This window comes from Exiguobacterium sp. U13-1 (genome assembly GCF_001750115.1).
Lineage (GTDB): Bacteria > Bacillota > Bacilli > Exiguobacteriales > Exiguobacteriaceae > Exiguobacterium_A > Exiguobacterium_A acetylicum.
In genome coordinates this window covers 2,633,110-2,645,595 of record NZ_CP015731.1, presented here as the reverse complement: position 1 = coordinate 2,645,595, position 12,486 = coordinate 2,633,110, and the positions used below count along the sequence as shown (strand labels likewise).

Here is a 12,486-nt window from a genome sequence, read left to right as displayed (position 1 = left end):
ACAAATCAATTCTTTCACGGTATAATGAACGTGATTTGAATGATAAAGGAGCTGAATCAGATGGAAGGCTTAATCACATTCCTCCCGATGATCTTGATCTTCGTGGTGTTCTATTTCTTGTTGATCCGTCCACAGAACAAACGCCAGAAGCAAGTGCGTCAGATGCAAAATGAACTCTCACGCGGCGACTCGATCGTTACGATCGGTGGTCTTCACGGGGTTGTCCAAAAAGTTGACGACATGACGGTGACATTGAAGTCAGGTAATGCACAATTGACATTCAACCGAAGTGCTGTCGCAGAAGTGACGAAAAAATCAACGACTGTCATGGACGACGAAACTGTCGAATAAGGCATTGAAAAGGCGCTTTCCGGATTCCGGAGCGTCTTTTCTGTTTATATATGAGAAAAACGTTTGCTAAGATTACCATTTCTTTTGTAAGCTAGGGTAGGAGAACAAAGTTGTCTGAAAATATACTGGGAACTAGAGAAAGGACAATGTAGCATGATCAAGAAAGGGAAACTTGCCACATTCTTCATCGTCGTCATTGCGTTGCTCGTACTGATTGGTACGACATCGTCATGGTTGTTGAAGGATACGAAGCTCGGCCTTGACCTTAAGGGTGGCTTCGAAGTCTTGTATGAAGTACAACCGCTGAAAGAAGGAGACGTCATCGATCAAAATGCGATGAGTGCGACGCTGACGGCAATCGAGAACCGTGTCAACGTCCTCGGTGTCTCTGAACCAGATATCCGGATCGAAGGCGATAACCGGATTCGCGTTCAGCTTGCTGGCGTCAAGGATCAGACGGAAGCGCGTCAAATCCTCTCTTCGACAGCACAATTGTCATTCCGTGACATCAACGATAAGTTGTTGCTCGATGGATCAGACTTAAAAGCCAAAGGGGCAAAAGTCGGATATGATCCGAACACGAATGAACCACTCGTCGAGTTGACGATGAAATCAAAAGAGAAATTCTATGAAGTGACACAAAAAGTCTCACAAATGCAACCACCTGCGAATCGTCTCGTCATCTGGCTCGATTATGAGAAAGGCGATTCGTATGAAAAAGAAATTCAAAAAGCAAACTCGAAGATCGTCTCGGATGCATCGGTCACACAACCGATCAATTCGGATAAAGCGATCATTTCTGGTGGCGATATCGATGCCGAGTACGGGAAACAATTATCGTCGATCCTGAACGCCGGCGCACTACCGGTCAAACTCAAGGAAATCTACTCGACGTCGGTCTCTGCTGCTTTTGGACAGGACGCACTTGATCAGACGCTCTTCGCCTCAGCAATCGGTGTAGCCGCTGTCTTCTTGTTCATGCTCTTGTTCTACCGGATCTCTGGATTCGTATCCATCATCACATTGCTGTTCTACATCTATCTCGTCATGATCTTCTTTAACGGGATCAATGCCGTCCTCACGTTACCGGGGATTGCGGCACTCGTTCTTGGAGTCGGGATGGCGGTCGATGCGAACATCATCACTGCTGAGCGGATCAAGGATGAATTACGAAGTGGTAAATCCGTCTTGTCCGCATTCAAAGCCGGTAACCGTCGTTCGTTCGGTACGATTCTTGATGCCAACTTGACGACGTTGATCTCTGCTGGCGTGTTGTACTACTTTGGTACAAGTACGGTCAAAGGGTTTGCCATCATGTTGATGGTTTCGATCGCCGTCACGTTCGTCACGAACGTCTTTGTCTCACGTTACCTGATGCAACTCCTTGTCAGTAGCCGATGGTTCGATAAGAAGAAATCATGGTTCGGTGTAAAGGAGAGTGAAATCCGTGAGCTTTAATCCTACGAAATTCGATTACGTCAAACATCGTAAAATCTATTTCGCAATCACGATCGCGCTTGTCATCGTGTCGGTCCTCTTGTTGTCGTTCCGTGGTCTGAACCTCGGGATCGACTTCACGCAAGGAACGCGTGTCGAGATTTCTTCTGAGAATCAAATCAAGGAAGCGGACGTCCGCTCTGTCATTGAAGATGCCGGGATTGATGCGGAAGAAATCGATGGTATTCAATTCGCTCAAGGCGGAAAGTTAGCGAACGTCACGTTCGTTGGTGAATTCAGCCAAGAACAAATTTCTGAAATCAAACAATCGGTTGAAGCGGAATACAAGAAAGAACCGAGTATCTCGACAGTTTCGGCACAAGTCGGTCGGGAAATCGCGCGTAACGCGATTTATGCGGTTTTACTTGCGTCACTCGGGATCGTCATCTACGTCTCGTTCCGATTCCAACCGCTCTACGGGATTGCGACAGTCCTCGCATTGCTACATGATGCGTTGATGATCATTGCTTTCTTCTCGCTGTTCCAGATCGAAGTCAATCTGTACTTCATCGCAGCCGTCTTGACGATCATCGGCTATTCCGTCAACGATACGATCGTTACGTTCGACAGGGTACGAGAAAATCTCGGACTTGCTGAAAAAGGTGGACGGAAAGTCTCATTTGATGAATTGGCACACATCGTCAATGAATCGATTCAACAAACGATCATTCGCTCGATCAATACGGTCGTCACGGTCATCATGACGGCAGCGGCACTCTACATCTTCGGTAGCGAAGCGATCCGCGGATTCAGTCTTGCTCTGCTCGTCGGGTTGATCATGGGAATGTATTCTTCGATCTTCATCGCCGCACAACTCTGGCTCGTCATGAAAGGTCGGACACTTGGTCGGACAAAACGTGCTTCTTAAAAGAGTATCCGCATCAGCTATCGCTGGTGCGGATTTTCAATTATAATGGGGAAGTTGATTGGAGGGTTTGAGATGTACCATGCTAAAAAAACATGGCTTGATAAAGTCATCGATTCAGAACAAATCGAACAATTGACGGCGGATGGCACGATCTCACCGCACGTCGCACAACTACTTGTCCAACGGGGATTCACGACACGTGAAGCTGCCCGTGATTTTTTAGAAACCGATCAAATGGCATTTCATGATCCATTTGCTTTTAAAGACATGCCAAAAGTCGTCGAACGGATTCAACGTGCCGTTGACGAGGGCGAGATGATTTTAATTTACGGTGATTATGACGTTGACGGCGTGAGTTCCGCTGCGATTCTCTGGCACGCCTTAATTGAAATCGGAGGGATGGCAGAGTGTTATATCCCGAACCGATTCACGGAAGGCTATGGACCAAACGAAGCCGCTTTTCGCTGGGCTGCGGAAGAAGGCTTTAGTCTCGTCATTACCGTTGACTGCGGCATTTCCGGCATCCATGAAGCAGATGTCCTGAAAGAACTCGGTGTCGATTTAATCATCACCGATCATCACGAAGCAAAAGAAACGTTACCCGACGCTTTTGCTTTGATTCATCCGGGTGTTGATCCAGCGTATCCGTTCTCGAATCTTGCTGGAGCGGGTGTGGCCTTTAAGGTCGCACATGCACTGCTTGATCGGGAACCCGTCGAGTTACTCGATCTTGCCGTGCTCGGAACGATTGCCGATCTCGTCCCACTTGTCGGTGAGAACAGGTTGCTAGCGATTCGTGGCATCGAGGCGCTGAATGCGAGTGAACGTCCGGGTATCCTTGCGTTACGTGACGTTTGTAGTTTAACGGAAGAGGAACTGACCGAAGAATCGGTCGGATTTGCGTTCGGTCCGCGGATCAATGCGGCAGGTCGTCTTGATTCGGCGATGCCAGCGCTTGAGATGTTACTAGCGGAAAGTAAGGATGAGGCACTTCACCTCGCGAAGCAACTCGACCAACAAAATAAGCAGCGTCAAGATATCGTCAAGCAGATTGCGGAAGAAGCGACGGCGCTTGTCGAAGAACGGTTTAAAGATGACCGCGTACTCGTCGTCGATGCGGCAGACTGGAATCCAGGTGTCGTTGGGATTGTCGCTTCGCGACTCGTTGAAAAATATCATCGTCCCGTCATCATGCTGTGTCATGATGCTGAAAAAGGAACAGCTAAGGGTTCTGGACGTTCGATTCCAGCCTTTGATTTATTCGCGGAACTGACGAAGTGTGAAGACATCTTGCCGCACTTCGGTGGACATCCAGCTGCTGCTGGAATGACACTCTCTTCCGATGACGTCGAGACGTTACGTCAACGCTTGAATGAACAGGCTAGCACGTTGCCAGACGATGCCTTCATCGCGACGATTGATGTCGACTTACGTTTGCAAGTCAGCGACGTCTCGATCCAGTTAATTGAAGATATTCAGCGACTCGCACCATTCGGGATGGGGAATCCCGCGCCACGGATTGTCATCGAGCAAGCGAAGATCCGGGACATGAAGCGGATCGGTCGTGACTTGACGCATGTCAAAGCACTACTATCAGGCGACGGGAAGGAACTCGATGCGATCGGCTTCGGCTTCGGCGACCTTGTCGATGAAGTCTCGACCCTGTCGGAGATTCACTTGATGGGCAGTCTGAACATTAATGAATGGAATGGGTTCCGTAAACCACAATTGATGATTCAAGATGTCGCCGTCGAAGATGTTCAAGTGTTTGATTATCGTGGGGGTAAACGACCGCTGAGCGAACTATTTGCCTTACCGCACGAGACAACGACATTCGTTGCCTTTACCGATGAGGTGAAAGAAAAGTACGCGGAACGTCCGTTGAACGGTCCGATCCGTCAAAATATCGTTTTCCTTGACCTACCGGAGGAAGAAGTTGCATTCCATCCTTACGTGCAACAGGCAGAGCGGATTTATTGCGCTTTTAAGGATGAAGGATATTATTTCGAGACGATTCCATCGCGGGAGGACTTCAAACAGTACTTCCAGTATTTCGCGAAATGTCCGCGTGACGAGCTCCGAATTGGTCTTGTACGTTTGTCGAAATCGCGAAAATGGACGAAACGATCGATTAACTTTATGCATTCGGTATTCTCGGAACTTGATTTTCTTGTTACAATGGAGGACGGGCTGCCGGGTGTGAACCCAAATGCTGCAAAACGAGATCTGACGGAAGCTCCGACGTACCAGCGTCATGAAGCACGTCAAGAGCTCGAGCAACAATACATTTATTCGTCACTCGCTCAGTTGAAAGAGCGTTTTGATACTTTGGTAGAAGCGGCGAAGCAGGAGGAAAAGACATGGAGTTCAAACAGCATATAAAAGAGGTCGAAAACTGGCCGAAAGAAGGAATCAGTTTCAAAGACATCACATCACTCATGCAGAACGGACCAGTGTACAAACAATCGGTTGATGCACTCGTCGAATATGCACGCAGTAAAGGCGCTGATGTCATCGCGGGTCCGGAAGCACGTGGATTCGTCGTTGGTTGCCCAGCCGCTTACGCGATGGAGATCGGATTTGTACCTGTCCGTAAAGAAGGAAAATTACCACGTGAGACAGTCCGTGTCGAGTATGGTCTTGAGTACGGAAAAGACGTTTTGACGATGCATGAAGATGCGATTCAACCAGGACAACGCGTCGTCATCCTTGACGATTTGCTTGCAACAGGTGGTACGATCGAAGCAACGATTCAAATGATTGAAAAATTAGGCGGAACGGTTGCCGGAATCGGATTCTTGATTGAACTCGATGGTCTTGGTGGACGTGAGAAACTCGAAGGATACGACGTTCTCTCATTGATTCGCTACGAAGACTAAAGCATATATACTCTCTTGGTACGTGATGACCAAGGGGGTATTTCTTTTTATTTTGACATCTTCTCAAGATTTCACGATAATAAGAACTATATATTAGGGATTCCGTTGCAGACGATCCCGGGGACTGGGTGAGGAAAAGGGATGACAAACAAACAAATCGTAAATGTAGAAGACCTTCTCGCTCGATGTGCGGAATACATGACGCAAGCTGAAGTCAAAGACATCGAACGGGCTTACCAATTCGCGAAAGACGAACATGATGGGCAATTCCGCCGTTCAGGGGAACCATACATCATTCATCCGGTACAAGTTGCCGGTATCTTAGTCGATATTGGTTTGGATGCAACGACGATCGTCGCTGCGCTTCTTCATGATGTCGTCGAAGATACGGACATTACACTCGAAGAATTAACGGAACGATTCGGTCCTGACGTCGCGATGCTTGTTGATGGCGTCACGAAACTCGGGAAAATCAAATATAAATCAAAGCGTGAAGAGCTTGCTGAGAACCACCGGAAAATGTTCATCGCCATGGCGGAAGATATTCGCGTCATCTTGATCAAACTGGCTGACCGTCTGCACAACATGCGGACGTTGCAACATATGGTCAAGGAAAAGCAGGTGCAAAAGGCGGAAGAGACGCTTGAAATCTTTGCGCCGCTTGCCCATCGTCTCGGGATTTCGACGATCAAGTGGGAACTTGAAGACATCAGTTTGCGTTATATCAATCCACAACAGTACTACCGGATTGTCTCAATGATGAAGCAAAAACGGACGGAACGCGAAGCGCTCGTCAGTTCGGTCATCGAAGAGGTCAACGAAGTACTCGATGATGTACAGATCGCGGCGGAAGTCGATGGACGTCCGAAGCATATTTATTCCATTTATAACAAGATGCAAAATTCGAAAAAAGAGTTCAGTGAAATTTATGACTTAATGGCTGTGCGTATCATCGTCGATTCAATCAAGGATTGTTACGCCGTTCTCGGAATCATTCATACGCAATATAAACCGATGCCGGGACGTTTCAAGGATTATATCGCGATGCCGAAGCCGAACATGTATCAATCGCTGCATACGACGGTCATCGGACCGAAAGGCGAGCCGCTCGAGGTCCAAATTCGGACACGGGACATGCATTTTATTGCCGAGTACGGGATTGCCGCTCACTGGGCGTATAAAGAAGGTAAGGAACAGGAAGCGAAATCAGGCTTTGAGGATAAGATTGCTCATTTCCGTGAAATTCTTGAATTGCAGAAGGATACAGCGGATGCTGAAGAATTCATGGAATCGGTCAAAGTCGACTTCTTTAGTGACATGTTGTACGTCTTTACACCAAAGGGTGACGTCATTGAACTCCCGAAAGGGTCTGTTCCGATTGATTATGCCTACCGGATTCATACAGAGATCGGTCACCGAACGATCGGAGCGAAAGTCAACGGACGGATGGTACCGATTGATTATAAGCTGAAGACAGGTGACATCATTGAAATCGTCACATCAAAACACAGTTATGGTCCAAGTAAGGACTGGCTCAAGATTTGTGTGTCGAGTCAGGCGAAGAACAAGATCCGTCAATGGTTCAAACGTCAGCAACGGGAAGAGAACGTCTCCAAAGGACGGGAACTGATCGAAGCGGAAGTGAAGAAGCTTGGTTTTGAGCCGAAGGAAGTCATCAATGAGAAGACGCTCGAAGACGTGACGCGGAAGTTCAACTTCGCGCAAGAAGAAGATATGTATGCTGCCGTTGGCTATCATGGTCTGACCGCTGCCCAAGTCGCGCACAAATTGACGGAAAAGTTACGCAAAGACAAAGAGTCCAAAAATCTTGAACTGAACGAAGCCATCAGCGAGATGAAGACGTTCGATCGTCCGAAGAAAGAAAATCCAGAAGGTGTTCGTGTCAAAGGCATCGACAACATGCTCGTTCGCATGAGCCGCTGTTGTAATCCGGTACCAGGGGACGATATCGTCGGGTATATCACACGTGGACGGGGTGTCTCGATTCACCGGACGGATTGTTTGAACGTCATTCACGAACAAAATCCAGAGCGCTTGCTCGAAGTCGAGTGGGAACACGAAGGTAAAGCCGTTAAGAGTTACAACGTCGAAATCGAAATTTCAGGATTCGACCGGGCTGGATTACTGAACGATGTCCTGCAGTCGGTATCTGCGACGAATACGAACATCGTCGCCGTCAGCGGGAAAGGCGACGACAGTAAGCAAGCCAAAATCACGATGACGATCGCGATCAACAACGTCAATCATTTACAGAAAGTCGTCGATCGGATCAAACAAATCTCTGACGTGTATGCTGTACATCGCGTCATGATGACGTAAGGAGCGGATGAGTCATGCGAGTCGTATTACAACGAGTCAAAGAAGCAAGTGTCACAGTCGATCAGGAGGTCATCGGTCAAATCAAGCAAGGTTTTCTCTTGCTTGTCGGTGTCACGCACGAAGACACGATCGATCAGGTGAACTGGTTAGCTGATAAAATCGCAGGACTCCGTGTGTTCGAAGATGAGGAAGAACGGATGAACCGCTCGTTGCAGGATGTCGACGGTCAGATTCTGTCCGTCTCGCAGTTCACGTTGTATGGTGATGTCAAAAAAGGACGTCGTCCAGCGTTCACGGAAGCAGCGAAACCGGATCTTGCCAACGCGTTGTATGAAGCGTTCAATGAACGTCTTCGCGCGCAAGGACTGAAGGTCGAGACTGGTCAGTTTGGCGCGATGATGGATATCGCGCTCGTCAATGATGGACCGGTGACATTGATTCTTGAAAAAGAAGCAAACGCTTGACAGGAACCGAGAGACGAGGCAATATTAGACGTAACCAAATGATTCATACGACCGAAGACGAAGAGGAGTAATCAAGACCTCGTCTGCTTAGAGAGTCGCCCCTTGGCTGGAAGGGCGAACAGACGAACTCGATGAAAGACCCTTCCGAGGTATCTTCCTGAACTGATAGTAGGGAAGGTCGTACGCAGGCGTTAACTGCACCGAGTGGTCAAATGTGATTTGACAACCAGGGTGGTACCACGGGATCTTCAAGTTCTCGTCCCTTTGCGGACGAGGACTTTTTTGTATTCAAAAAAGGAGGAATTTGAGATGAAATTACCACGCGGTACGTTTGATGTCCTTCCAGGAACAGTCGAACGCTGGCAGTACATCGAGCAACAATTACGTGACATCAGTAAGCGTTACAACTATAAGGAAATCCGGACACCGATTTTTGAGGAGACAGAACTCTTCAAACGTGGCGTTGGTGAGACGACGGATATCGTTCAAAAAGAAATGTTCATGCTTGAGAAACGCGGAAAAGACCAGTTGACGTTACGCCCAGAAGGAACGGCTGCTGTCGTTCGTTCATTCGTGACGAACAAACTGTTTGGTTCACCGAACCAACCGACGAAATTGTTCTACATCGGACCGATGTTCCGTTATGAACGTCCGCAAGCAGGTCGTTTCCGTCAGCTCCACCAATACGGAGTCGAAGCACTCGGTAGCGAGCAACCGGCGATCGATGCAGAAGTCATCAGTCTCGCGATGAGCATCTACCGGTCATTCGGCTTGAAGCACCTCAAGCTCGTCATCAACACACTCGGGGATAACGAAAGCCGCGCCGCACACCGGGCAGCACTCGTCGCTCACTTCAAACCAGTCGTTCACGAGTTATGTCAGGACTGTCAGAATCGTCTCGAAACGAATCCACTTCGTGTCCTCGACTGTAAGGTCGACCGCGATCACCCGAGCATGGCGACGGCACCATCGATTCTTGATTACTTGAACCCGGCATCAAAAGCCTACTTCGACGAAGTATTGCTTCACTTAGACGCACTCGGCATCGAGTATGTCGTTGATCCGACGCTCGTCCGTGGAATCGATTATTACAATCACACGGCGTTCGAAATCATGTCAGAAGCAGAAGGCTTCGGAGCGATCACGACATTATGTGGTGGTGGACGATACAACGGTCTCGTCGAACAGATCGGTGGACCGGCAACACCGGGAATCGGATTCGGAATGGGTATTGAACGTTTATTGATGGCGCTTGAGAATGAGAACGTCTTACCGGCAGTCGATGATCAAATCGATGTCTTCATCGTCGCGCAAGGCAGTGACGAAGTCGAAAAGACAGCAACACGTCTCTTACAATTGATGCGTCTCGAAGGACTTGTCGCGGATCGGGATTATCTTGGTCGGAAGTTCAAAGGACAATTCAAAGCGGCAGATCGCTTGAAGGCACGCTACACGGTCATCCTCGGGGATGAAGAAGTCGAGCGTGGCGCAGCGGCGCTGAAGAACATGGCTACAGGGGAACAGACGGACGTCCCGTTATCAGCAGTCGCTGATACGATCGTCGCGAAATTAAAGGAGGAAGCACAATGATCGGACGCACGCATATGAACGGTCAGGTGACGGAAGAAGTCATCGGACAACACGTTCAACTTAAAGGATGGGTTCAAAAACGACGTGACTTAGGAGGATTGATCTTCCTAGATCTCCGCGACCGTAGCGGCATCGTCCAAATCGTCTTCCAACCGGAAAACGAGCAGGCACACCGTCTTGCGGAATCAATTCGTTCGGAGTATGTCCTCGATATCAAAGGGCACGTCATCGCTCGTGAGAATCCGAACCCGAACATTCCGACTGGACAAGTCGAAGTCGTCGCGGATGAAGTCGTCATCTTGAACGCAGCGAAGATGACACCATTCCCAATCAGTGAAGAAGCAGAGCAGACGTCAGAAGATTTACGTCTCAAATACCGTTATCTTGACTTGCGTCGTCCATCGCTCCAAGAGACATTCCGTCTCCGTTCGAAAGCATCGAACATCATGCGGAACTTCCTTGATGAGCAAGACTTCCTAGAAGTCGAGACACCAATCCTAACGAAATCAACACCAGAAGGCGCACGTGACTATCTCGTACCAAGTCGTGTTCACCCAGGTGAGTTCTACGCCTTGCCACAATCGCCACAATTGTTCAAACAATTGCTGATGGTATCTGGTTTTGAGCGGTACTTCCAAATTGCGCGTTGTTTCCGTGACGAAGACTTACGGGCAGACCGTCAACCTGAATTCACGCAAGTCGACATCGAGACGAGCTTCATGGACATCGAAGACTTGTATGCGATGATGGAGTCAATGATGACGCGTGTCATGAAAGAAACGCTTGGCAAAGATATCGTGACACCATTCCCACGGATGCCGTATGCAGAAGCGATGAGCCGGTATGGCTCGGATAAACCGGATACGCGCTTCGGTCTCGAATTGATTGATGTCGCAGAAGCCGTCAAAGGGGCAGGATTCAAAGTATTCGATATGGCATTAGAAGCAGGTGGCGAAGTCAAAGCCTTGAACGTCAAAGGTGCAGCTGAGCGCTTCTCGCGTAAAGACATCGATAAGTTACAAGAATTCACGGCGATCTACGGTGCAAAAGGTCTCGCTTGGGTCAAAGTGACAGCGGAAGGATTGAACGGTCCGATTGCGAAGTTCTTCGACGAAGAAGCAACCGCTCGCTTGACAGCGGCGACAGATGCAGAAGCAGGCGACTTGTTATTGTTCGTCGCAGCAAAAGCATCGATCGTAGCAGACAGCTTAGGTGCGCTCCGTCAGAAGTTAGCGAAGGAACTCGACTTGATCGATGAGTCAGTCTTCAATTTCCTTTGGGTGACAGACTTCCCACTCGTCACGTACGAAGAAGAAGATGGTCGTTTCTACGCGAACCACCACCCGTTCACGATGCCACGTCGTGAAGATCTCGAATTGCTCGAGACGGATCCTGGAAAAGTCCTCGCAGTCGCGTATGACCTCGTCTTGAACGGATACGAGCTCGGCGGTGGATCACAACGGATCTATGAACGGGATATCCAAGAGCGGATGTTCAAATTGCTTGGCTTCACAGAAGAAGAAGCAAACGAGCAATTCGGCTTCTTGATGGAAGCATTCGAATACGGAACACCACCACATGCGGGTATCGCACTCGGTCTAGACCGTCTCGTCATGTTACTTGCAGGACGTTCGAACTTGCGTGATACGATTGCCTTCCCGAAAACAGCATCAGCAAGTGATCTGTTGACGGCAGCACCAAGCCCAGTCTCGGATGCGCAATTAAATGATCTCTCGATTCGAACAGCAGTTAAACAATCTTAAGACACGACAAGCGAATCTTCCGGTAGAGGGAGGTTCGCTTGTTTCATGAAGGAGGACGAACGAATGGAACGACAGTTTTTTGAGCGCTCACCGGTTGAAGTCGGTCCAGATTTCTTAGGAACACAGATCACCGTCGATGAGGTGACGATGCGGATCGTCGAAGTCGAAGCCTATCTTGGTCCTCACGATCAAGCCGCTCATTCGTTTTCCGGGAAACCTACGAAACGGACGGCACCAATGTTCGGTCCACCGGGACATCTCTATGTTTATTTCACATATGGTATGCATCATTGCATGAACATCGTTTGTGGTCACGAAGGGGAAGGATACGGACTGTTGTTACGAGGTGCCGAAATCATCAAGGGTCATGATCGGGTCGCTGAACGTCGTTTTGGTTGTTCCTACGCAGAGTTGACAGCGGTGCAACGACGCAATCTCGTCAATGGACCAGCGAAACTGTGCCAAGGGTTCGGTCTAACGACAGCTGATTCAGGTCAAGATCTTTATCAAGCCCGTTTTCGACTCGTTGCTGACCCGGTCGATGCAATCGTCCAGACGACTCGCATCGGTATCCCGAATGCAGGAGAAGCGACAGCCTATCCATGGCGGTTCTATGTAGAGGCGAGTGAGGGTGTCAGTAAACGTTAAAAAAATGGACGCTCCGGTAAGGAGACGTCCATTTTTTATTTAGGATTGTTAATTGATTTTTTAGACTGCTGTTTTTTATAGAATTT

The 12,486-nt window shown here is 48.7% G+C and carries 8 protein-coding genes, 1 pseudogene and 1 other annotated feature; all 9 genes and pseudogenes read left to right on the top strand.

Annotated features, from left to right (window positions below; translation table 11 throughout):
• Positions 1 to 60 precede the first annotated feature (60 nt).
• A complete protein-coding gene (yajC, locus tag ESP131_RS13810) occupies positions 61 to 351 on the top strand; it encodes a preprotein translocase subunit YajC (RefSeq protein WP_029342244.1) in 291 nt (96 codons plus the stop codon).
• A 153-nt stretch (positions 352 to 504) separates the two neighbouring features.
• Positions 505 to 2,716: pseudogene (gene secD / locus ESP131_RS17055) on the top strand (protein translocase subunit SecD).
• Positions 2,717 to 2,788: 72 nt separating this feature from the next.
• On the top strand, positions 2,789 to 5,098 hold the full coding sequence (recJ, locus tag ESP131_RS13800) for a single-stranded-DNA-specific exonuclease RecJ (protein WP_069940864.1): 2,310 nt from the start codon (positions 2,789 to 2,791) through the stop codon (positions 5,096 to 5,098).
• Positions 5,077 to 5,595 (top strand): adenine phosphoribosyltransferase, encoded by a 519-nt coding sequence (locus tag ESP131_RS13795; RefSeq protein ID WP_023468928.1) that lies wholly within the window; start codon positions 5,077 to 5,079, stop codon positions 5,593 to 5,595. The genes recJ and ESP131_RS13795 overlap by 22 nt, the downstream gene beginning before the upstream one ends.
• A gap of 141 nt (positions 5,596 to 5,736) precedes the next feature.
• Complete coding sequence (locus ESP131_RS13790) at positions 5,737 to 7,935, top strand: RelA/SpoT family protein (RefSeq protein ID WP_023468927.1); 2,199 nt, start codon at positions 5,737 to 5,739, stop codon at positions 7,933 to 7,935.
• Positions 7,936 to 7,949: 14 nt separating this feature from the next.
• Positions 7,950 to 8,399: a D-aminoacyl-tRNA deacylase gene (gene dtd / locus ESP131_RS13785; protein WP_029342241.1), complete on the top strand. Its 450-nt coding sequence runs from the start codon at positions 7,950 to 7,952 to the stop codon at positions 8,397 to 8,399.
• 45 nt (positions 8,400 to 8,444) lie between these two features.
• Positions 8,445 to 8,666: a binding site (T-box leader), on the top strand.
• 42 nt (positions 8,667 to 8,708) lie between these two features.
• Entirely contained in the window at positions 8,709 to 9,989 is a 1,281-nt protein-coding gene (gene hisS, locus ESP131_RS13780) for a histidine--tRNA ligase (RefSeq protein ID WP_029342240.1), read from the top strand.
• Positions 9,986 to 11,752: an aspartate--tRNA ligase gene (gene aspS, locus ESP131_RS13775; RefSeq protein ID WP_029342239.1), complete on the top strand. Its 1,767-nt coding sequence runs from the start codon at positions 9,986 to 9,988 to the stop codon at positions 11,750 to 11,752. Before hisS ends, aspS begins: the two co-directional genes overlap by 4 nt.
• A 63-nt stretch (positions 11,753 to 11,815) precedes the next feature.
• Complete coding sequence (locus ESP131_RS13770; protein WP_029342238.1) at positions 11,816 to 12,400, top strand: DNA-3-methyladenine glycosylase; 585 nt, start codon at positions 11,816 to 11,818, stop codon at positions 12,398 to 12,400.
• The last annotated feature ends 86 nt before the right edge of the window (positions 12,401 to 12,486 follow it).